The following is a 22,175-nucleotide window of genomic DNA, read 5'->3' as shown; positions in this document are numbered from 1 at the left end:
GCGATTGCGAGACGGCGAACGCCAATCCGATGAACATGAAACGCATGCGCGGCCGTGGCGGCAATCGCCATGGTGGCGGGGGCGGCGGCGGCGGTGGGCCGTATCGCCAGGGTGGCGGCGGGGGCGGCGGCGGTGGCGGTGGCCACCAGCCGATGAACCGGAACCACATCTTCGACAGCAACGGCCCGGACATGCGGCTGCGCGGCACCGCCCAGCAATTGTTCGAGAAGTATCTGCAGCTCGGCCGCGACGCGACCGGCGCCAGCGACCGGGTGATGGCGGAAAGCTACTTCCAGCACGCCGAGCATTACTTCCGCATCCTGAATGCGATGAGCCAGGCGAGCCAGCAGCAGGGCGGCCAGCCCTACCCGCCGCAGCGCCGCTACCAGGGCCAGGACCAGGAAGGCGGCGATGGCAGCGGCCCGCAGGGCGAGCCGGGCGAGATGACCATGGTGCCCTACGCCAATGGCCAGAACGGCCATGGCAATGGCAATGGCCAGGACCAGGATGAGGGCCGCGATGAGGCCCGCGACCCGCGCGACAACCGCGAGCAGCGCGACAATTGATGCGCGGGTGATCCGCCGGGAGAGGGAGCCGGCAGACCGGCCCCCTCGCGTGCTTCATCCCAAGAGGTCGGGCTGCACCGGCGCCAGCGCGTCGCCGGTCGCGACAAGCCCGCCTTCCAGCACCTCGGCATAGACGCCCAGATCGGCATGGCCGAAATGCTCCCGCAGCCAGCGCTGCGGGCGGGCATCGCGTTCCGCCGTTTCCGGGTTCACCTCCGTCGCGGCGCAGCGCTGGGTGCGCTTGAACACGCGCAGCCGGGCGCCGCCCAGCAGGATCTCGCGGCCGATCCAGTCGAACTCCGCGAAGGGCGCGGCGCCCGAGAACAGGATATTGGCGCGGAAGCGCAGCGGGTCCAGCGCCATGCCCGCCTTCGCCTCCAGCGCCTGGATGGAAGCGAGGCCAATCAGCGAGACGGCCTTGGCGGCGATGTCCGTGAAGGCGTGGCCCGGGGCCATGGCGAAGCGCAGCGCGCCACGTGCCTCCTCCCCCAGGAATTCGGTCATCCAGGCGGCGGCCTGGCTGCGGCCGGCCTCGGTCGCCAGGTCGGCCTGCAGCGGCGCCTGGCCGGGTGCCTGCAGCGCCAGAAGCTGGCTCGGCGCATCATAGGCGGCGCGGATGGCGGCGACCTTCGCATTCGCCATCAGGCAGGCGAAATGCCGCTTCTGCAGCCAGGCCGGCGCCGCCGGGTCGAAGGGGCTGTCGCCCTGGGCGAAGGCGAAGCGTCGGTCCTCCGGCAGGCCTTCGCCGGCGGTCAGCCGCACGGCCCCCAGCACCTCGGCGGACAGGCCCTTCACCGGGTAGCGGCAGATCCGTTCAATACGCATGCAGCGCCCCTTGAAGCCTTGCGTGACGCCTTACCACATCCCGGGGGCAAGCGATCCCTTGCTGCCCGATCGGGGGCAGGGGGCCGCGCCGTCCGCTCAGGAGAGGGACATCAGGATGGACATCGAGAAATTCACCGACCGCGCGCGGGGCTTCCTGCAGGCGGCCCAGACCATCGCGATCCGCGACTACCACCAGCGGGTCACCCCCGAGCATCTGCTGAAGGCCCTGCTGGATGACGAGCAGGGTGCGGCCGCGGGCCTGATCCGCGCCGCCGGTGGCGACCCCGCCGTGGCGAAGCAGTCGGTGGATGCCGAGATCGCCCGCCAGCCCAAGGTCCAGGGCTCCGGCGCCGGCCAGCCGCAATTCACGCCCGACATCGTGCGGGTGCTGGATGCCGCGCAGCAGGCCGCGACCAAGGCCGGCGACGGCTTCGTCGCGCAGGACCGGCTGCTGGTGGCGCTGGCCGCCAGCGACACGCAAGCCGGCCGCGCGCTGCGCGCCGCCAATGCCGATGCGAAGAAGCTGGAAGCCGCCGTCGCGACGCTGCGGAAGGGCCGCACCGTGGACAGCCAGAACGCCGAGGATCAGTTCGAGGCGCTGAAGAAATACGCCCGTGACCTCACCGCCCTGGCGCGGGAAGGCAAGCTCGACCCGGTGATCGGCCGTGACGAGGAAATCCGCCGCACCATCCAGGTGCTCGCCCGCCGCACCAAGAACAACCCGGTGCTGATCGGCGAGCCCGGAGTCGGCAAGACCGCCATCGTCGAGGGCCTGGCGCTGCGCATCGTGCGCGGCGACGTGCCGGAGGCGCTGAAGAACAAGAAGGTGATGGCGCTCGACCTCGGCAGCATGGTGGCCGGCGCGAAATATCGCGGCGAGTTCGAGGAACGCCTGAAGGGCGTGCTGAAGGAGGTGGAGGAAGCCGCCGGCGACATCGTGCTGTTCATCGACGAGATGCACACGCTGGTCGGCGCCGGCAAGGCGGATGGCGCGATGGATGCGTCGAACCTCATCAAGCCGGCCCTCGCCCGGGGCGAGCTGCATTGCGTCGGCGCCACCACGCTCGATGAATACCGCAAGCATGTGGAGAAGGACGCGGCGTTGGCGCGGCGCTTCCAGCCGGTGATGGTGGGCGAGCCTTCGGTGGCGGATACCGTCTCCATCCTGCGCGGGATCAAGGAGAAGTACGAGCTGCACCACGGCGTCCGCATCACGGATGGCGCGCTGGTGGCGGCTGCCACGCTGTCGAACCGCTACATCACCGACCGCTTCCTGCCGGACAAGGCCATCGACCTGATGGATGAGGCGTCGTCGCGCCTGCGCATGCAGGTGGACAGCAAGCCGGAGGAGCTGGACGCGATCGACCGCGACCTGATGCGCCTGAAGATCGAGCGTGAGGCGCTGCGCAAGGAAAGCGACAGTGCCAGCAAGGACCGCCTGCAGAAGCTGGAGAAGGAGCTCTCCGAGCTCGATGAGCGCTCCAACGAGATGACCAGCCGCTGGGCGGCGGAGAAATCCCTTGTGGTGGAAAGCCAGAAGCTGAAGGAGGAGCTGGACCGCGCGCGCACGGAATTCGACCTGGCGCAGAATCGCGGTGACCTGGCCCGCGCTTCCGAGCTCCGCTTCGGCGTCATCCCGCAGCTGGAGAAGAAGCTGGCCGAGGCCGGCGACGGCGATGCGCGGCTGGTGAACGAGGCGGTGACGGAGGAGGCCATCGCCGCCGTCGTCTCCCGCTGGACCGGCATTCCGGTGGAGAAGATGCTGGAGGGCGAGCGCGCCAAGCTGCTGAAGATGGAAGACCAGCTGCGCCAGCGCGTGGTGGGGCAGGAGGAGGCGCTGGAGGCGGTGGCCAAGGCCGTGCGCCGCGCCCGCGCCGGCCTGCAGGACCCGAACCGCCCGATCGGCAGCTTCCTGTTCCTCGGCCCGACCGGCGTCGGCAAGACGGAGCTGGTGAAGTCACTCGCAAATTTCCTGTTCGACGACGAGCGCGCCATGACCCGGATCGACATGTCCGAATTCATGGAGAAGCACGCCGTCGCCCGGCTGATCGGCGCCCCGCCCGGCTATGTCGGCTATGAGGAAGGCGGCACGCTGACGGAAGCCATCCGCCGGCGGCCCTACCAGGTGATCCTGTTCGACGAGGTGGAGAAGGCGCATGACGACGTCTTCAACATCCTGCTGCAGGTGCTGGATGACGGCCGGCTGACCGATGGCCAGGGCCGCACGGTGGATTTCCGCAACACCATCATCGTGCTGACCAGCAACCTCGGCAGCCAGGCGATCGCGGAACTGCCGGAGACCTCGGATATCGAGGCGGCGCGGCCGGCGGTGATGCGCGCGGTGCGGGAACGCTTCCGGCCGGAATTCCTCAACCGGCTGGATGAGGTGGTGCTGTTCCGCCGCCTGGCGCGGGCCGACATGGCCTCCATCGTGGACATCCAGCTCGGCGGGCTGAAGCGCCTGCTGGAGGACCGCAAGATCACGCTGGCGCTGGATGCCTCGGCGCGGGAATGGCTGGCGGAAGCCGGCTACGACCCGGCCTATGGCGCCCGGCCGCTGAAGCGGGTGATCCAGCGCAGCCTGCAGGACAAGCTGGCCGGGCTGCTGCTGGAAGGCGCGCTGCACGACGGCACGGTGGTGCAGGTGACCGCCGGGCCGGACGGGCTGGAATTGCGGCCCGGCGCCAGGGACACGGCTCAGGCCGCGGCCTGAGCCGTCGGTTCCTGCGTCTCCGCCAGCAGCGCCAGCTGCTGGCGGGCGGCGGCCGAAAGCCCTTCCAGCCGGCCGCGCACGGTGCCCTGACCGGCCTGCACCACGACCAGCGTCGCGTCGATGCTGAATTCCGACACCAGCACCCGCAGCCGACTGCCAAGGGCCGGCGTGGCCTCGCAGGCCATGGCGAGCCCGGCCTCCGAGATGTCGATCAGCCGGCCGGCGATTTCCGTCCCACCCAGCACCAGCCGGGCCGAGGCGGTGGAGGCGTAGCGCCGGGCCAGGCGGCGATCGGTCTCCCGCGCCGTGCTGCGCACCGCCTTGACCAGGTCCGTGCTCAGCGTCGCCACCGCCTCGCCGGCCCCGGCCGTGTCGTCGCGCACGGTGGCCAGCAGCGTGTCCGTGCGCGCCGTCTCCCGCGAAACGCCGGCGATGCGCTGGGCCACTTCCCGTGCCGCGCCGGCGGTCTGGGCGATGATCCCGGCGATCTCCCGCGTCGTCGTCGCCTGTTCCTCCACCGCCTGGGCGATGGCGCCTGCGGCCACGTCCACTTCCGCGACCGAATCGGCGATGTCGTTGACCGCGTGGGTGGCGGCTTCCGTCGCCTGGCGGACCTCCGCCACCTGCCGGGCGATATCCTCCGTCGCGCGGGCGGTCTGGGCGGCCAGCTGCTTCACCTCGCTGGCGACCACGGCGAAGCCCTTGCCGGATTCCCCGGCGCGCGCCGCCTCGATGGTTGCGTTCAGCGCCAGAAGGTTGGTCCGCGCCGCGACATCGGCGATGAGGGAGGCGGCGCCGCCGATCCGGCCGACGGCGGCGGCCAGCCCGGCGATGGTCTCGGCACCCCGGCGGCCGAGATCGGAGGTGTTGCGCGCGGCGGCGGCGGTGCGGCCGACCTGCTGGGCGATCTCGCCGATCGAGGCGGTCAGCTGCTCCGTCGCCGCGGCCACCGATTGCGCCGCGGTCAGCGATTCCTCGGCGGCAGCGGCCACGGTCGCGCTGTCCTGGGCGATCAGCGAGGCGGACTCGCTGACCGCATCGGCGCCCGCGCGCAGCCGCCCCATGCGGTCCGAGACCGCCCGCACGGCGTCGCGCACCGCACCATCCATGCGGTCGGCCATGTCCCGCATGGTCTGGGTGCGGGCTTCCGCGGCGGCATGGCGCTGCGCCTCCGCCTCGCTGGCCGCGGCACGGGCGCGCAGCGCCACGTGGCGCAGTGCCTCGGCCGCCGCCAGCACGCCATCCACCTCGTCCGCGCCGCGGCCGCCGGGGCTGCGGCGCTGGGCGATGGGCGGGTCGAGTTGCCCCTCCGCCACCTGGCGCAGCGCCTGCATGGCGCGCCGCAACGGCCGGGCCACGCCGCCACTGAGGAAGGCCAGGGCCCCTGCCGCCACGCACAGCCCGCCGAGCAACGCCGCGACGTGCAGCCAGAGCAGCAGGGCATCCGCCGCCCGCCCGGCGGCCACCACCTCGCCCAGCGCGGTGCTGGCGGCGCGCTGGGCGGCGACCACGGCGCCGATGGCGCGCGTGGCCTCCGCGAACCAGTCGGCCGGCGTCATCGGATAGGGGGCGCCAGCATCCGCCGCGTCCAGCACCGCCTTGCGCCGCGGCAGCAGCCCGTTACGCCAGGCCGTCTCCGCCGCGGCCAGCGGGGCGGCGACGGCTTCCGGCAGGCCGTTCGCCAGGTTGGCGGCGGTGGCGAAGCCTTCCGCCGCGCGGGCCATGTTGCCGCCGAGGATGCGGTGTTCCGCCGGGGTCGGCGGACGACCCTGGGCGATCAGCCCGTTCATCAGGCCGCGTTCGCGGCCGGCCTGCTCGGCGATATCGGCCAGCGCACCACGCAGCGCGGCCAGCCGGGCGCGCTGGTCCGCCGCGCCGGTCGCGGCCAGTTCGATCCCGTTGCGCAGCGCGACCAGCGCATCGATCTGCGCCGTCGTCGCCGGGAACCAGGCGGCCGGGCGCGGCAGCTCGGGCGCCTGCGGGCCGCGTGGCGCATCCAGCGCCTGGCGCATGCCGGCGACGATGCCCCGGGTTTCCGCCAGCCGGGCCAGGGCAGGGGCCAGCACCGGCTGGTCGGCGAGCGCCGGCAGCACCGCCTCCAGCGCTGCCTCCGCGGCCTGGCGGGCGGTGCGGGCACTGGCGTGGGCGGCGGCGGGGGCGGCGGCGGGGTTGGCCAGGATGCCGTTGGTGGTGCCGCGTTCCACCGCCAGGGCGATGCCGGCCTCGACCAGGCGCGCCACCTGCGATTCGGCAATGATCTGCCGGTCCGCCACCTGCATGGCCTGCCAGGCATTCCGGCCGGCCTGCCCCAGCAGCATCACCAGGCCCAGCCCGAGCAGCAGCACCGGCAGCAGGATCTTCACGCGCAGGGACATCGACCACTCCGATCCGGGAAGCCCCACGGTGCGACCTTCATGACACGAGGCCCCTGAAGAACGCGTTACCGCCGGAGATCAGCGGCGGGCGGCAACCAGCCCCCGCGCCCGCCCCGCGATCGGGACCGGCAGGCGGCGATAGGCGTCGAGACCCCGTCCCGCCGTGCCGGGGGTGGCGGCCAGCACCGGCGCCTGCTCCGCCCCGTTCGACAGCAGGGCGCCGCCGCGCAGCCCGGGCGGCAGGGGCGGCGTCGCGGGCCGCGCGGGCGGGGGCGCCAGGGCGGCGAGCGCCACCGGCGGGTGCGGTTGTCCGCGTTCCCGCGCCCAGGCGGCCATCACCCTGTCCCGGTAGGGGCCGGCGCGTTCCGGCGTCTGCGAATGGTAGGCGCCGGCCGCCTGCGCCCAGTCGCCGCGCGTGGCGTGCAGCGCGGTGAGGAAGCGGGCGGCGTAGCGGGCATTCTCCAGCGGGTCGAAGGCGGTCTCCAGGCTCGGGAAGGCGTCCGGGTGGTGGCGCAGGTTCACCTGCATGCAGCCCACGTCGATGGAGCGCATGCCGCCCGCCTGCAGCGCCTGCACCCCGGCAATGGCTGCCGCCCGGCTGGGGAAGAACTGCCCACGCCCCTCGGCATTGATGGTCCAGGGCCAGGGGTGGAAGGCACCGGTCTCCGGGTCCCGCCGGCCGGATTCGACGCGGGCGATGGCCATCAGCAGGTGCTGCGGCAGGCCTGCCTCCCGCTCCGCCGCCTGGATCGCGGCGCGGCAGAGCAGGCCGGGCTCCGCCCGGGCCGGGCCGGGCAGCAGCAGGATCAGGAGGGGGATCAGGATGAAGCGGGCGATGCGGGTCATGCCGACCCTGGCGCAAGCGCCGTGCCAGCGCGGCCCTCTCAGCCGCGCCGGGCGGCGATCAGGAACTCCCGGTTGCCTTCCGGCCCCAGCAGCGGGCTGGCTTCCACGCCCAGCACGGTCCAGCCCGGCAGGCCGGACCACCAGTGGCGGATGCCGGCGCAGACGCTGTCATGCACCCGGGCATCGCGCACCACGCCGCCCTTGGCGACATTCGGCCCGACCTCGAATTGCGGTTTTATCAATGCCACCGCCCAGGCGCCGGGCGCGGCCAAAGCGAGCGCGGCCGGCAGCACCATGCGCAGGCCGATGAAGCTGGCGTCGCACACCACGGCGCCCGGCGCCTCCGGGATCATGGTGGCGTCCAGGTAGCGCGCATTCACCCGCTCCATCACCGCCACCCGTGGGTCGTTGCGCAGCTTCCAGGCGAGTTGCCCATGCCCGACATCGACCGCAAAGACCTTCGCCGCGCCCTGGTGCAGCAGCACATCGGTGAAGCCGCCGGTGGAGGCGCCGACATCCAGCGCGGTGACGCCGGCGCAATCCAGGTGGAAATGGGCCAGGGCGTGCGCCAGCTTCACCCCGCCGCGGGAAACCCAGGGATGGTCCTGGCCGCGCACCTCCAGCGGCTGGCCCTCCTTGATCGCGTCACCGGCCTTGGTCACCCGCGCCTCGCCGGAAAACACCTTGCCGGCCAGGATCAGCGCCTGGGCGCGGGTTCGGCTTTCCGCCAGGCCCCGATCCACCAGCGCCTGGTCGGCGCGCTGCTTCGGCGTGCCCCCCATCAGGCGGCGAAGCGCGCGAGGGCCGCGCGGTCCACCGCGATGCCGAGGCCGGGGCCGTCCGGCACCCGCACCACGCCGCCGGTGAAGCCGATGGGCACCTGCAGCAGCGCATCGCGCACCGGGTGCGGGGAGCGGTCCAGCTCCAGCAGCGGCGGGTTGGGGAACAGGCCCGGCGGATTGTCCGGGATCACCGCCAGCAGGTGCAGGGAGGCCGCCAGCGCCACGCCGGTGCCCCAGACATGCGGATTCACCCGCATGCCGAAGGCCGCCGCCATGTCGGCGATCTTCTTGAGCTCGGAGATGCCGCCGCAAGCCGCCACGTCCGGCTGCAGGATATGCACGGTGCGGCGGGTGATCATCTCGGCGAAACCCCAGCGGGTGAAGCTGGCCTCCCCGCCCGCGACCGGGATGGGCTGGCCGCGCTTGACCTCCAGATAGCCGTCCAGATCCTCGGGCGGCACCGGTTCCTCGAACCAGCCGATGTCGCAATCGGCCACGGCGCGGCCAAAGGCAATGGCCGTCGGTGCGTCATAGGCGTGGTTGCAATCCACCAGCAGGCCGATCTTCGGGCCGATGGCGTGGCGGAAGTCCCGCGTCAGGGCGATGTCCTCCGCCAGGCCCCAGCCGGTCTTCAGCTTCAGGATCCCGAAGCCCTCATCCACGCGCGCCTCCGCCTCCTCGGTCAGGTAGCGCAGGTGGTCGCGGCGTTCGCGGCGGTAGAAGCCGGTGGCATAGGCCTGCACCTCGGTCCGCAGCGGCCCGCCCAGCAGCCGGTGCACGGGCAGGCCCAGCGCCTGGCCGGCGATGTCCCAGAGCGCGATGTCGAGGGCGCTGATCGCCTCGATCACCAGGCCGCGCTGGCCGTGGTCGCGCAGCCGGTTGTAGGCGGCCTGCCACAGCGCCTCCCGCGCCAGGGCGTCCTGGCCCAGCAGCAGGGGCGCGAGCCAGCTGCAGATGGGGGCGGTGAGCTCCGGCGGGCCGAAGGCCTCGCCCCAGCCGATGAGGCCGTCCTCGGTCTGGATCTCCACCAGCATGGCGCCGCGGCGGCGGTACCAGGCCTGGGAATAGGCGAAGGGCTCGGGCAGGTCCGCCATCAGCACATGGGGGGTGACGGACCTGATTCGGGTGCCGCGCATGCCAACCTTCCGGACGTCTCCGGCCCGAGCATGACTGCCCGGCCCGGCGACATCAACCGCCGCGGGCGGCGCGGCTCAGGCGCGCGCCGGCTGGGCCTTGGCTTCCGCCATGCCGAGCGCGGCGCGGGCGGTGGCCACGATGTGGCGCGCATTCAGCCCGGCCTGATCATACTGCACCTTTGGCGCGGCATGGTCGATGAAGCAGTCCGGCAGCACCATCGGGCGGAACCTGGTCTGCCCGTCCAGCAGCCCCTGCCACAGCAGATGCTGCGCCACGAGGCTGCCGAAGCCGCCGACCGAGCCTTCCTCGATGGTGATCAGCACCTCATGGTGCCGGGCCAGGCGTTCCACCAGCGCGGTGTCCAGCGGCTTGGCGAAGCGGGCATCGGCCACGGTGCAGGACAGGCCCTGCGCTGCCAGATCCTCCGCCGCCTTCAGGCATTCCGGCAGGCGCGCACCATAGGACAGGATGGCGATGGCGCTGCCTTCCCGCAGCACCCGGCCGCGGCCCAGCTCCAGCGGCGTGCCGCGCTTCGGCAGGGCGATGCCGGTGCCCTCGCCGCGCGGGTAGCGGAAGGCGGAGGGGCGGTCGTCGATGGCCGCCGCGGTGGCCACCATGTGCATCAGCTCCGCCTCATCCGCCGCGGCCATCAGCACGATGTTGGGCAGGCAGCCGAGGAAGGCGATGTCGAAGCTGCCGGCATGGGTGGCGCCATCCGCGCCCACCAGCCCGGCGCGGTCCATGGCGAAGCGCACCGGCAGGGATTGCAGCGCCACGTCATGCACCACCTGGTCGTAGGCACGCTGCAGGAAGGTGGAGTAGATCGCGACGAAGGGCTTCAGCCCTTCCGTCGCCATGCCGGCGGCGAAGGTGACGGCGTGCTGTTCCGCGATGCCGACATCGAAGCAGCGCTTCGGGAATTTCTTCGCGAAGGCATCCAGCCCGGTGCCGGCGGGCATGGCGGCGTTGACCGAGACGACGCGCTCATCGACCTCCGCCTCTGCGATCAGGGCGTTGGAAAACACCTTGGTGTAGCTCGGCGGGCCGGGTGGGGCCTTGGCCTGTTCGCCGGTGATGACGTTGAACTTCTGCACGCCATGGTATTTGTCGGCGCTTTCCTCGGCCGGGGCGTAGCCCTTGCCCTTCTGGGTGACCACATGCAGCAGGATTGGCTGCGCATCCTCCGCATCCCGCAGGTTGCGCAGGATGGGCAGCAGGTGGTCCAGATCGTGCCCGTCGATCGGGCCGACATAGTAGAAGCCCAGCTCCTCGAACAGCGTGCCGCCGGTCAGCAGGCCGCGGGCGAATTCCTCCGCGCGGCGCGCCGTGCGCTCGATCGGGCGCGGGAAGCGCCGCGCCAGCCGGGCCATCATCTCCCGGACCGACAGGAACGGGCGGGAGGAGACGACCTTCGACAGATAGGCGCTCATCGCCCCCACCGGCGGGGCGATCGACATGTCGTTGTCGTTCAGGATGACGATGAGGCGCGCCTTCAGCGCCCCGGCATTGTTCATCGCCTCATAGGCCATGCCGGCCGACATGGCGCCGTCGCCGATCACGGCGATGACGTTGCGCGTATCCCCCTTCAGGTCGCGCGCCACCGCCATGCCGAGGCCGGCGGAGATGGAGGTGGAGGAATGCGCGGCGCCAAACGGGTCGAACTCCGATTCGGCGCGGCGGGTGAAGCCGGAAAGCCCATCCTGCTGCCGCAGGGTGCGGATGCGGTCGCGGCGGCCGGTCAGGATCTTGTGCGGGTAGGCCTGGTGGCCGACGTCCCAGATCAGCCGGTCGCGCGGCGTGTCGAACACGGCATGGACGGCCACCGTCAGCTCCACCACGCCGAGCGAGGCGCCGAGATGCCCGCCGGTCTGGCTGACCGCGTCGATGGTTTCCGCCCGCACTTCCTGCGCAAGCTGCTTGAGCTGGTCCCCCGACCAGTTGCGCAGATCGGCCGGAACCTTCACGCGGTCGAGCAGGGGGGTCGCGGGTGGCGCCATGGTGCTCAGCTCTTCCTCTCGATGGTGTAGGTGGCCAGGCCGCGCAGCAATGCGGCCCGATCGCCGAAGCTGTCCAGATGGCCAACGGCCTGCTCGACCAGGCGTTCCGCCTGCATCCGCGCCCGTTCCAGGCCGAGGATGCCGAGCAGGGTTGCCTTGCCTGCCGCCGCGTCCTTGCCGGTGCGCTTGCCGGTTTCATCCGCGCTGGCCGTCGCGTCCAGTAGATCATCCGCGATCTGGAAGGCGGCGCCGATGTCGCGGCCATAGGCGGCCAGGGCGTGGCGCTGCGGCGCCGGCGCCTTGCCGAGAACGGCGCCGGCCTCGGCCGAGAACTCGATCAGCCGCCCGGTCTTCAGCAGCTGCAGCCGGCCGACATGGGCCTCGTCCAGCGGTTCGGTGGCGGCTTCGGCCAGCATGTCCAGCATCTGCCCGCCGCACATGCCCCGCGCCCCGGCCGCCCGCGCCAGGCAGCGCACCAGCTCCACCCGCACGGCGGGGTCGGCATGCGTGTCCTCATCCGCCAGCACGGCGAAGGCCTGGGCCTGCAGCGCGTCGCCGGCGATGATGGCGGTGGCCTCGTCGAAGGCGCGGTGCAGGGTCGGCTTGCCGCGGCGCAGGTCGTCATCGTCCATCGCCGGCAAATCGTCATGCACCAGCGAATAGGCGTGCAGCATCTCGATCGCCGCGGCGACGCGCAGCGCCGCCTGGCGGGAGACGCCGAACTGCCGCGCGCCTTCCAGCACCAGGAAGCCGCGCAGCCGCTTGCCGCCGCCGATGGCGGCGTAGCGCATGGCGGCCAGCAGCGGCGCTTCCGGCCCCTCGGCCGGCGGCAGCAGCAATTCCAGCGCGGTGTCGATTTCCGCCGCGGCCTGGGCCAGGGCGGTGCGCAGGGGGGAGGCGGGGGCGGTGTCCGGCATCAGCCGAGGTCGCGCAGGCCGGCGGCCTGGCCGGGCGGTGCCTCGATGATCGCCTGCACCTTCGCCTCGGCCTCCGCCAGCTTCGCCTCGCAATGGCGGCGCAGCGCGGCGCCGCGCTCATAGGCCGCGACCGCTTCCTCCAGCCTGCCCCTGCCCGATTCCAGGTCCTTCACGATTCCCTCCAGCTCCGCCAGCGCATCCTCGAAGGAGAGGGTGGCAACGGGCCTTGCCGTGTCAGGTTCAGTTGACATCAGTCCAGTCTTCCATGGGAAGCGAAATATGGGGCGGACGGTCAGGACCGCATCAGGGCACGGACATGCGCGGCGGCGGAAAGCGCCAGCGCCCCCAGGTCGTAGCCGCCTTCCAGCAGGCTGACGAGCCTGCCGGCGCAGTGGCGCTCCGCCACGGCGCAAAGTTGCTCCGTCAGCCAGGCGAAATCCGCCTCCCGCACCCGAAGCTGGGCCAGCGGGTCCGCGGCGTGGGCGTCAAAGCCGGCTGACACGATCAGGAGATCCGGGGCGAAACTGTCAAGCGCGGGCAACAGCTGGTCCGCCCAGGCGGCGCGGAAGGCCAAGCCATCGGCGCCAGGCGGCAGCTTGGCGTTGAGGATGTTGCCCACCCCCACCTCGTTCGAATCGCCGGTGCCGGGATAGAGCGGCCATTGGTGGCTGCTGGCGTAGAACAGGCTGGCATCGGCCTCGAAGCAGGCCTGGGTGCCATTGCCGTGGTGCACGTCGAAATCCACCACCGCCACCTTCGCCAGCCCATGCGCCGCCTGGGCATGGCGCGCGGCCACGGCGGCGGAGGCGAACAGGCAGAAGCCCATGGGCCGGTTCGGCTCCGCATGGTGGCCCGGCGGGCGCACGGCGCAGAACACCCGCCGCACCTCCCCCCGGCACACCGCATCCACCCCGGCCACCGCGGCCCCGGCGGCGCGCAGCGCGGCCTCGGCGCTGCCGGCGCTCATCAGCGTGTCCGGATCCAGCGCCACCCGCTCCTCGCCCTCCGGCCGGATGCCGAGCACGGCCTCCACATAGCGGGAGGGATGCACCCGCAGCAGCTGTTCCACCGTCGCGCGCGGCGCCTCGGCGCGGATCAGCTCGGCGAATTCCTCCTGGTCCAGGGCGCGCAGCACGGCGCGCAGGCGGTCCGGGCATTCCGGGTGGCCCTCGCCGGGGTCGTGGCGCAGGCAGTCCAGATGGGTGAAGAGCAGCACGCTCATGCCTCGGCGGCCGGCTTGTCTTCCCGCTTGCGCAGGGTGAAGCGGTACAGGCCCTTCTCCTCGGAGAAGCTGACCAGCGCGTGGCCGGTCTCCGTCGCATAGGCCTTGAAATCCTTGACGCTGGCCGGGTCCGAGGCCAGCACCACCAGCCGCGCGCCGGGCGGCAGCGATCGCAGGGCCTTGTTGGCCTTGAGGACCGGCAAGGGGCAGGTCAGGCCCTGAACATCCAGCAGCGTTTCACTCATGCCGTGAATCCACCACCCCGGCCGCCACAAGGCAAGCCGCTTGCCGCGTCGCCGCGCGCGCTTCACCCTGGCGGGCATGACCTGGCGCATCGGCATCGACCTCGGCGGCACCAAGATCGAGGTGGCGGCCCTCGACCCCTCGGGCGCGCTGCGCCTGCGCCGGCGCCTGCCGACGCCGCCGGACTATGCCGGCGCGGTGGCGCGCATCGGCGCCATGGTGGCCGAGGCCGAGGCCGAGATCGGGACCCCGGGGCGGGCGACCATCGGCATCGGCATCCCCGGCAGCGTCAGCCCCGCCACCGGGCTGATCCGCGGCGCCAATTCCACCTTCCTCAACGGCCAGCCGCTGCAGGCGGACCTCGAAGCCCGGCTCGGCCGCCCCGTACGCCTGTCCAACGACGCCAATTGCCTGGCGATGAGCGAGTTCCACGACCGGCCGGGCTCGGGCTTCGCCGTCATCCTCGGCACCGGCGTCGGCGGCGGGGTGGTGGTGGAGGGGCGGCTGGTGGAAGGCCGCAACCGCATCGCCGGCGAATGGGGCCACACGCCGCTGCCCTGGATGACCGCGGCGGAGCACCCCGGCCCGGCCTGCTGGTGCGGCCAGCGCGGCTGCATCGAGACCTTCCTCTGCGGCCCGGCCCTGGCCGCGGAGGCCGATGGCCCGGGCGCGCGCGATGCCGCCGGCCTGTCGGCGCGGGCCGAAGCCGGGGATGCCGCCGCCCGCGCCGCGCTGGACCGTCATGCGGACCGCCTGGCGCGGGCGCTGGCGGGCGTGATCAACCTGCTGGACCCGGCGGTGATCGTGCTGGGCGGCGGCCTGTCCAACATGGCGCATCTGTATGAGGCCCTGCCGCGGCTGATCCCGCGCCATGTCTTCTCCGACCATTTCGATACGCCGATCCAGGCGGCGCGGCATGGCGACAGTTCCGGCGTGCTCGGCGCCGCCCGGCTGTGGCCATGAGCGCGACGCGGGCTGCGCGGTGATGCCCGGGCTGTGCCGTGACTGCGGCGCGCGCGACCCGCCCGGCGCCACCTGCCCGGCCTGCGGCGGCCGCCGCCTGGTGCGGCATGCGGCGCTGTTCACGCTCTCCATCGCCCATGTCGATTGCGACGCCTTCTACGCCAGCATCGAGAAGCGCGACCGGCCGGAGCTGCTGACCCGCCCGGTGATCGTCGGCGGCGGGCGGCGCGGCGTGGTCTCCGCCGCCTGCTACCTGGCCCGCACCCGCGGCGTGCGCAGCGCCGTGCCGATGTTCAAGGCCCTCGCCGCCTGCCCGGACGCCGTGGTGATCAAGCCGGACATGGCGAAATACGTCGCCGTGGCCCGGCAGATGCGGGAGATGATGGAGGCGCTGACGCCGCTGGTGCAGCCGCTGTCGATCGACGAGGCGGTGCTTGACCTTTCGGGGACGGAGGCGCTGCACCGCGCCCCGCCGGCGGTGGTGCTGGCGCGCTTCGCCGGCGCGGTGGAACGGCGGCTCGGCATCACCGTCTCCATCGGCCTGGCGCCCAACCGGCTTCTGGCGAAACTGGCGGCGGAGCGGGACAAGCCGCGCGGCTTCGCGGTGATGGGGGCGGAGGCGCGGGACTGGCTGGCGCAGCAGCCGGTGACGCTGCTGCCCGGCGTCGGGCCGGCGCTGGCCCGGAAACTCGGCGCCGCCGGCTTCACCCGGCTCGGCCAGCTGGCGGGGCTGGAGGTGCGGGAGGCCGCGCGGCGCTTCGGCGAGGACGGCCCCGGCCTGGTGGCCCGCGCCCGCGGCGAGGACACGCGCCGCGTGGACCCGGCGCGGGAGACGAAGAGCATCTCGGCCGAGACCACCTTTGAGACCGACCTGCGGACGCTGGCGGAGCTGGAAGTGCCGCTGTGGCGGCTGTGCGAGAAGCTGGGCCGGCGGCTTTCGGAAAAGGGGCTGGCGGCGGCGGGGGTGGTGCTGAAGCTGAAGACGGCGAATTTCGAAAGCCGCACGCGGACGGTGCGGCTCGGGCGACCCACGAAACTGCCCGAGATGCTGTTCCGGGCGGCGCAGCCGATGCTGGCGAAGGAGGCGACGGGGACGGCGTTCCGGCTGATCGGCGTGGGGTCGCAGCCGCTGGCGCCGGGGGATACGGCGGATCTGCCGGATCTGGCGGACCCGGATGCGGCAAGGCGGGCGGACAGGTGGGCGGCGGTGGAGAAGGTGCGGGCGCGGTTTGGGGAGGGGGCGCTGGTGAGCGGGCGGGGATTGGGAGCAAAGCGGAAAGGTTAGCCGGGCACGGTTCCGCGTCTGTCCATGCAGCGCCTTATCAAGGCTTGCCCATGCCGGAAATGACGCTCGACCGCCCATGGAAATATTGCCATTATCGCTCCCGTAATGACGACTGTTGCTGCTGTCGAGGCGCGAACGTTTGGCACGGCGCTGGTTGCATCTGGGAGTGGGGGAAGTGGTAGGCGTCACTCATCAATGGAATCCTGATGATTGGGAAAGCTTTGCGCAAGGGTTGCTTCAGTGGCAGCACGGCATACTCGACCTACACAGAATGCCGGCTAGTCACGGTGGGGACCTCGGAATAGACTATTACTGCACTCGCGATTCAGTCATTTACCAGTGTTATGCCGTCGAGGAGCCAATTGATATCGCCACCAGAGCAGAGCGCCAAAAAAATAAAATAACCACCGACCTCAACAAGATAGTTGCTGGTGCAGCGGAGGTGGCCAAGCTATTTCTTGGTAAACCCCTGCGCAAATGGGTGCTCCTAGTTCCACTGCACAACAGTAAAGATGTCAACCTGCACTGCGCCAAGAAAACAGCTGAAATTCGCGCGACTAAATTATCTGTTTTCGACCCAGAGTTCGAAGTTTGCATTCATGATGAGAGACAATTTCCCGGCAAAGCACTACAAGATGCAATATCAAGACTATCAAATATATCGCTGAGTGTGGATATGCCTACGAAAGAGGAACTTGCCCAATGGGAGGCAAGTTCGCCCGATCTCCTAGCAAACGCAGCGGCCAAACTAAGCAAGCGCGTGGAGAAGACGGAGGTCGAAACAGCGGTAGCGCAAGGCGTAGAGGCGTTCCTGCGCGGCAATGCGCTCATAGATGCGCTTCGCAGCAATGCGCCTGACCTCCATGAAAAAATATCTGCCGCGATCCAGTACCGGGCACGATTACTCGGCTTTGCCGGCCCCAAAGGCGGCCCGACCCCCGGCGGAATTCTCCACGCGGAGTATGAGAATTTAACTGTCGCCATTAAGGAGACAGCACCATCCTTGTCACAACTGAATGCACAGGAAATCGCGCTGGGCACAATTTCGGAATGGATCATGCGATGCCCACTAAGATTTCCCAACAATGCCTCCTGAAAGGATCTTTCTGCGCGCCCTGCAGGACGCAGAATTCTCATTCGTTCGCCGCCCAGAGCCCGTGCCTGGCGACCTACGCCTGTCTTGGGGAATCGGAATAGTCTTGCTCAGCCTCCTACATAGTCCAGGAAAAAAAGGAACTTTCCTTAAACTTCATTTTTTGGCCCACTCAATCAGAACCCAGCAAGGCCGCGACCTAGCATTAAAAATGCTTCAAGGGGAGATTCACACTTCTGACGTCCAGGTCCGCGTGGAGCCTTCGCTGAATAGGGCAGTTGCTCTTGCTCACGGCCTTAAGTTAGTAAAAGTCGTTAAGGGCAAATCAGTGGCCCTTACGGAACACGGCGAAAAAATTGCAGCTATAATCAATTCGGACCAAAGTATCTTCGTGCAGGAGCGTGCTTATCTCGCAGCGGCCTCGAGGCAGTTAACCCAGCGAGTGCTTGCGCATATATGGCGAATGGAGATCCTTCCGTGACTTTGCGGCTCAGACATCTGCGCTTACGAGCCATTACATCGGCGGGCCCATACGGCGCCGATATCCCCTTCAAGCCCGGCCTTAACGTGATATGGGCCAATAACACCAAGGGTAAATCGACCTGTATGCAGGCGATGCTATATGTGCTCGGCCTTGAGAAAATGCTCAGCCCCCGCCGCGAGGTTCCGCTGCCGCACGCTATGACCTCCTATCTACGAGGCGACGATGAAAGTCAGTTAGATATACTACGCTCCTGGGTTGAACTCGAGATTGAAAATGGCGCAGGAGACATCGCAACAGTTCGTCGCGCAGTGAGGGATGAGAGCGTCGACAACCGGCTCGTCACCGTGTGGTTCGGGCCGATGCTAACAAGCCCCGGCGCGCGAAGTGACAGTCGTTTGTTTTTCGTGCGCGATGGAGGCGCCTTTCAACGCGAAGATGGATTTTTATATTTTCTTGAGCGCTTCATTGGCTGGCAGATGCCCATGGTTCGCAAATTCGAGGGCCCCGAGGGTAAGCTTCCTCTCGAAACCGTTTTTCCACTTTTTTGGGTAGAACAAAAAGTTGGTTGGTCAGCTATTCCCGCGGCAATTCCGACTTATATGCGAATCCGGGAGGTCCAGAAACGAGCCGTTGAATTTATAATGGATCTTGATGTACATAAGATTGAGCTTGAGCGCGAACGCCTTAAGGAACGCCTTCAGATAAACTCCCGCAATTGGGCAGCCGTGGTTGATGAGATGACTCGGCTGGCGCGACGGGGCGGGGGAGCATTGGTCGGCCTTCCCATACATGCGACTGAAGACGTCGAAACACTAGAGCGCTGGTCGCTAAATTTTCTGGAAGGCGGCGAGTGGGTCCAGGTCGAACAGCTACTAAGTCGACTTCATGCTCGCCTCGATGAGATGACGCTCACAGCTGTTCCTTCCGTTGGTGCGCAAGCGGAGGCACTAGTAGAGGAGCTTGAGGCGCTGAACCGCCATTTGGACAGCGCCAACCGCCGCCGAATTGAGGTCCATGCAGCACAGCAGCTTAAGGCGGCCGACATTGTCTCGCTTCATCGGCGGCTTGTGTCTCTCAAGGAGGATTTGCAGAAGAATCTTGACGTTCAAAAACTGCAGCGTTTTGCAGGGAGTGCCGGCGCATTGACGCCAGATCGCTGCCCGACTTGTGAACAGGCGCTCGTCGACGCTTTGCTATCCCAAGAAATACTTCAGGCTGTGATGCCAATTGAGGACAACATCGAGTACATTAGGTCCCAGATGAAGATGTTCGAGGACATCCTGGCGCGTGAGCAAATCGAAGAGCGGCGACTTGATGATATAGCCGCGGCTGCGGCAAAGGAGATCGCGGAAATCTACGGCCGCATGCGCGTAATTAAATCGGATTTAGGCAGCCCTTCGGGTGCTCCATCGGCTGCCATCATTGAACACCGTTTGCGCCTGGAAATGCGAATTCGCGACCTTGAAGGTCTTGTCTCTTCACTCGGCGATGCTGTTGCTCAAATCCATTCCTTGGCGGGCGAATTTCGTGATTTGCAGGAGGCGTGGAGAAGACTGCCGACCGAGCAGCTAACCTCAAATGATCGCTTTAAATTAGTCTACCTCACCAATTCCTTGCGTCAATTAGCCCAAGCCTTCGGATTTTCCACGTTTTCTTCAGATGAACTTACGCTAGACGATGATAGTTATCGACCACAGAAAGAGGGCTATGAAATCGGCTTCGAGACATCGGCTAGTGATGCTATTCGATTGAAATGGGCTTATCAGTTTGGGCTACTGGAACTAAGTCAAAAATACCAAACAAACCATCCGCAGTTGCTGTTACTTGATGAGCCTCGCCAGCAATCGTCTTCCAAGGTTAGTTTTGGCGCTCTACTTGAGCGTGCAGCATCACATCAACAAGGCGATGCACAGATAATCGTTTCAACCAGCGAGGACATTGATAATTTGCTCCCAATAATTAATCGCCTGAGGTGCGAAAAAACGATATTCGACGGGTATATTCTACAGCCGATCGCCACACGAGATCCGGACTGAACAATTGACAGCGGCGTATGCGGTTGGGGGTCAAAATAACTGCTGCAGGCTGACCGTTGTTCTTACTTTTACGCTCCACTGCCCCTCACCATCCCCACCACCCCCGAAAAGTCCTTCCCCCCGCCCCCCTCCGCCACGAACCGCTCGTAAATCTCCAGCGCCTTCGCCCCCACCTCCAACTTCACCCCCGCCGCCTGCGCCGCCCCCAGCGCCAGCCCCAGATCCTTCAGCATCAAACTCGCCGCAAACCCCGGCGCGTAATCCCTGTTCGCCGGGCTCCCCGGCACCGGCCCCGGCACAGGGCAATAGGTCGTCAGGCTCCAGCTCTGCCCCGAGGATTTGGACGCCACATCGAACAGCGCCTGGTGCGAAAGCCCCAGCTTCTCGGCCAGCACAAAGGCCTCGCAGGTCACCAGCATGGTGGCCGCGAGCATCATGTTGTTGCAGGCCTTGGCCGCCTGGCCGGCGCCGGCCGCGCCGCAAGGCACCACGGTGCGGCCCATCTGGCGCAGCACCGGGGCGGCGCGGGCGAAGGCGTCCTCGGGCCCGCCGACCATGAAGGTCAGGGTGCCGGCTTCCGCCCCCATCACGCCGCCGGACACCGGCGCATCCAGGAAGGCGCGGCCGCAGCCGGCCGCCACCGCCCGCGCCGTCGCCACGTCGATGGTGGAACAATCCACCAGCACCGCATCGGGCCGGCTGGCCGCGGCCATGCCGCCGGCCCCCAGAAGGGCGTCCCGCACATGGGTGCCCGCCGGCAGCATGGTGAAGACGAAGGCCGCATCGGCCGCCGCCGCCGCGGCGCTGGCCGCCGGCGTGGCGCCGGGCACGGCGGCCATGGCGGCGGGCGCAAGATCGAAGACGGCCACGTCATGCCCCGCCTTCACCAGGTTGCGCGCCATCGGCGCCCCCATATTGCCCAGGCCGACGAAGCCGATGCGTGCCATGGCCGATACCCCCGCTCGTTGCGGGAAGCGTGGCGCGGGGCGGGGTGGGGGGCAAGGGGGAAGGCCCCACCCGGGCCCTCCCCCGCGCAAGGCGGGGGAGGGGGAAGGCTGAGGTCAGGCGCGCAGAAGGGCGCCGCCGCCGGCTTCCACCACGAAGCGGCCCTTTTCCACCGCCGGGGCGCCGGGGCGGGTCACGTAGTCCAGGCCGATGAAGCGCGCTTCCAGCCGCTCGGCATTCGCCTCATGCAGCGAATAGCCGCGGCGGTTGTTGAAGAAGCCGATATGCGGGTTGCGCGCCAGCACGCGCTCCGTCTGGCCCAGCGTCTCGGTGCCGTCGCCGTTGGAGGAGATGGAGGTGGCGACGAATTCGGTGCCCACCACCGGGCTGTTCTCGTCGGCGAAATCCAGGCGCAGCGTGGCGGCCCAGGCCTGGTGCACATCGCCGGTCAGCACCGCCACGTTCTTCACCTGGCGCTCATGGATGTGGCGGAACAGGCGCTCCCGTGCCGCCGGATAGGCGTCCCACTTGTCCATGGAGATGAAGGGGGCGTTGCCGCCGAAGTCGCGCTGCATCATCGGCACCTGCTGCGCCAGCACCTTCCAGGTGGCGGACGTTGCCGCCAGGCGGTCCATCAGCCAGGCTTCCTGCACCGCGCCCAGCACCTGCGCCTGCGGGTTGCGCACCGCCTCGCAGGGGGCGCCGTTGATGTCGCCGCAGGGCTGGTCGTCGCGATGGCTGCGGGTGTCGAGCACGGCGATATCGGCCAGGCGGCCCCAGCGCAGCGCGCGCCAGGCGGTCATCTCCGGCCCGCGGGGCAGCTGGGCGCGGCGCAGCGGCATCGCCTCCCACCATGCCTGGAAGGCGATCTGCTTGCGCAGCGCGAAGATCTCCGGCGGCACGGCGACGGGGAAGCGGGCGCCGCCATCCTCCTCGCTGATCGCGCCGGCCCAGTTGTTGTCCACCTCATGGTCGTCGAAGGACATCAGGAAGGGGTGCGCCGCGTGGGCGGCCTGCAGGTCGGCGTCGGACCGGTACAGCGCGTAGCGGTTGCGGTAGTCGTCGATCGTGTAGATCTCTTCCGAATTGTGCTGGCGCACCGCCACGGCGCTGCCCGGGGCGCCGCCGCGGGCGCGGTATTCGTAGATGTAGTCGCCATAATGCGCGACGAAGTCGAGGTTCTCGGTCTCCGCGATGTGGCGCCAGGCGGTGTAGTAGCCCACCTCCCAATGCTGGCAGCCGGCGGAGACGAAGCGCAGGCGGTCGGGCATCGCCTCGGCGGCAGGCGCGGTGCGGGTGCGGCCCACCGGGCTGGCCTCGCGGCCGGCGCGGAAGCGGTAGAAATAGGTCCGGGCCGGCTGCAGCCCCTCCACCTCGACATGCACGGCGTGGCCGAGCTCGGGGCGGGCGAGGGCGGTGCCGCGGGCGGCGATGTTGCGCATCTGGCGGTCGGTCGCGACCTCCCACGTCACTTCCACGGCGATGCGCGGCATGCCGCCGCCGGCCAGCGGCTCCGGCGCCAGGCGGGTCCAGATCACCACGCCGTCGGGCAGCGGCTCGCCGGAGGCGACGCCCATGGTGAAGGGATAGGCGCGGAATACCGGCTGCGCCACGGCATGGCGGAAGCTGGCCGGGGTGATGGCGGCGAGCGCCGCGGCGGCGGTGGCGCCGCGCAGCAGGCCGCGGCGCGACAGGTCGAGGATCTGGCGGGTGGTGCTGTCCATGGCCGGGACTCCGGTGGCGGTG

18 protein-coding genes are annotated in these 22,175 nt (G+C 69.2%); 6 read left to right on the top strand and 12 right to left on the bottom strand.

The window, feature by feature from the left end:
- The first annotated feature begins 152 nt into the window (after positions 1–152).
- Positions 153–566: a DUF4167 domain-containing protein gene (locus tag HEQ75_RS29155; protein WP_407925870.1), complete on the top strand. Its 414-nt coding sequence runs from the start codon at positions 153–155 to the stop codon at positions 564–566.
- A 54-nt stretch (positions 567–620) separates the two neighbouring features.
- Here HEQ75_RS29155 and HEQ75_RS03465 read toward each other — a convergent pair whose 3' ends face one another.
- Positions 621–1,391 carry an MOSC domain-containing protein gene (locus HEQ75_RS03465; RefSeq protein WP_168027529.1) on the bottom strand — a complete coding sequence of 257 codons (771 nt, stop codon included), beginning with the start codon at positions 1,389–1,391 and terminating at the stop codon, positions 621–623.
- 115 nt (positions 1,392–1,506) lie between these two features.
- On the opposite strand from HEQ75_RS03465, the gene clpB reads away from it, so the two are divergent.
- Positions 1,507–4,104, top strand: a complete 2,598-nt coding sequence (clpB, locus tag HEQ75_RS03460) for an ATP-dependent chaperone ClpB (protein ID WP_168027528.1) — start codon at positions 1,507–1,509, stop codon at positions 4,102–4,104.
- On the opposite strand, the gene HEQ75_RS03455 is transcribed toward clpB, so the two are convergent.
- The 9 genes from HEQ75_RS03455 to HEQ75_RS03415 form a co-directional block, all read right to left on the bottom strand.
- On the bottom strand, positions 4,089–6,479 hold the full coding sequence (locus HEQ75_RS03455; protein ID WP_168027527.1) for a methyl-accepting chemotaxis protein: 2,391 nt from the start codon (positions 6,477–6,479) through the stop codon (positions 4,089–4,091). The genes clpB and HEQ75_RS03455 overlap by 16 nt on opposite strands.
- A gap of 78 nt (positions 6,480–6,557) precedes the next feature.
- Positions 6,558–7,325 carry a lytic transglycosylase domain-containing protein gene (locus tag HEQ75_RS28055; protein ID WP_168027526.1) on the bottom strand — a complete coding sequence of 256 codons (768 nt, stop codon included), beginning with the start codon at positions 7,323–7,325 and terminating at the stop codon, positions 6,558–6,560.
- Positions 7,326–7,363: 38 nt separating this feature from the next.
- Positions 7,364–8,107: a TlyA family RNA methyltransferase gene (locus HEQ75_RS03445; protein ID WP_168027525.1), complete on the bottom strand. Its 744-nt coding sequence runs from the start codon at positions 8,105–8,107 to the stop codon at positions 7,364–7,366.
- On the bottom strand, positions 8,107–9,243 hold the full coding sequence (locus HEQ75_RS03440) for a mandelate racemase/muconate lactonizing enzyme family protein (RefSeq protein WP_168027524.1): 1,137 nt from the start codon (positions 9,241–9,243) through the stop codon (positions 8,107–8,109). The genes HEQ75_RS03445 and HEQ75_RS03440 overlap by 1 nt, the downstream gene beginning before the upstream one ends.
- Positions 9,244–9,318: 75 nt before the next feature.
- Entirely contained in the window at positions 9,319–11,241 is a 1,923-nt protein-coding gene (gene dxs, locus HEQ75_RS03435) for a 1-deoxy-D-xylulose-5-phosphate synthase (protein ID WP_168027523.1), read from the bottom strand.
- 5 nt (positions 11,242–11,246) lie between these two features.
- The gene (locus tag HEQ75_RS03430; RefSeq protein ID WP_168027522.1) at positions 11,247–12,158 is read right to left on the bottom strand and encodes a polyprenyl synthetase family protein; all 912 of its coding nucleotides are present in this window, start codon (positions 12,156–12,158) and stop codon (positions 11,247–11,249) included.
- Positions 12,158–12,409, bottom strand: coding sequence for an exodeoxyribonuclease VII small subunit (locus HEQ75_RS03425; protein WP_168027521.1), 252 nt, complete (start codon positions 12,407–12,409; stop codon positions 12,158–12,160). Before HEQ75_RS03425 ends, HEQ75_RS03430 begins: the two co-directional genes overlap by 1 nt.
- Before the next feature lie 41 nt (positions 12,410–12,450).
- The gene (locus HEQ75_RS03420; protein WP_168027520.1) at positions 12,451–13,380 is read right to left on the bottom strand and encodes a histone deacetylase family protein; all 930 of its coding nucleotides are present in this window, start codon (positions 13,378–13,380) and stop codon (positions 12,451–12,453) included.
- Positions 13,377–13,625: a sulfurtransferase TusA family protein gene (locus HEQ75_RS03415; protein ID WP_168027519.1), complete on the bottom strand. Its 249-nt coding sequence runs from the start codon at positions 13,623–13,625 to the stop codon at positions 13,377–13,379. Before HEQ75_RS03415 ends, HEQ75_RS03420 begins: the two co-directional genes overlap by 4 nt.
- A gap of 76 nt (positions 13,626–13,701) precedes the next feature.
- On the opposite strand from HEQ75_RS03415, the gene HEQ75_RS03410 reads away from it, so the two are divergent.
- The 4 genes from HEQ75_RS03410 (at position 13,702) to HEQ75_RS03395 (ending at position 19,484) form a co-directional block, all read left to right on the top strand.
- Positions 13,702–14,586 (top strand): ROK family protein, encoded by an 885-nt coding sequence (locus HEQ75_RS03410; RefSeq protein ID WP_168027580.1) that lies wholly within the window; start codon positions 13,702–13,704, stop codon positions 14,584–14,586.
- Positions 14,540–15,871, top strand: a complete 1,332-nt coding sequence (locus HEQ75_RS03405) for a DNA polymerase IV (protein WP_456237377.1) — start codon at positions 14,540–14,542, stop codon at positions 15,869–15,871. Before HEQ75_RS03410 ends, HEQ75_RS03405 begins: the two co-directional genes overlap by 47 nt.
- Positions 15,872–15,986: 115 nt before the next feature.
- On the top strand, positions 15,987–16,967 hold the full coding sequence (locus HEQ75_RS03400; protein ID WP_209318322.1) for a hypothetical protein: 981 nt from the start codon (positions 15,987–15,989) through the stop codon (positions 16,965–16,967).
- Positions 16,968–17,441: 474 nt separating this feature from the next.
- Positions 17,442–19,484 (top strand): ATP-binding protein, encoded by a 2,043-nt coding sequence (locus tag HEQ75_RS03395; RefSeq protein WP_168027518.1) that lies wholly within the window; start codon positions 17,442–17,444, stop codon positions 19,482–19,484.
- A gap of 68 nt (positions 19,485–19,552) precedes the next feature.
- Here HEQ75_RS03395 and mmsB read toward each other — a convergent pair whose 3' ends face one another.
- Together mmsB and HEQ75_RS03385 are read right to left on the bottom strand one after the other, a co-directional pair.
- Positions 19,553–20,431: a 3-hydroxyisobutyrate dehydrogenase gene (gene mmsB / locus HEQ75_RS03390; RefSeq protein ID WP_168027517.1), complete on the bottom strand. Its 879-nt coding sequence runs from the start codon at positions 20,429–20,431 to the stop codon at positions 19,553–19,555.
- 114 nt (positions 20,432–20,545) lie between these two features.
- On the bottom strand, positions 20,546–22,153 hold the full coding sequence (locus HEQ75_RS03385; RefSeq protein ID WP_168027516.1) for an alkaline phosphatase D family protein: 1,608 nt from the start codon (positions 22,151–22,153) through the stop codon (positions 20,546–20,548).
- Positions 22,154–22,175: the final 22 nt, after the last annotated feature.

Origin of the sequence: Falsiroseomonas selenitidurans (assembly GCF_012103215.1) — a bacterium.
GTDB lineage: Bacteria > Pseudomonadota > Alphaproteobacteria > Acetobacterales > Acetobacteraceae > Falsiroseomonas > Falsiroseomonas selenitidurans.
Note: the sequence above shows the minus strand (reverse complement) of the source record. Positions and strands in the feature narration are given on the sequence as shown.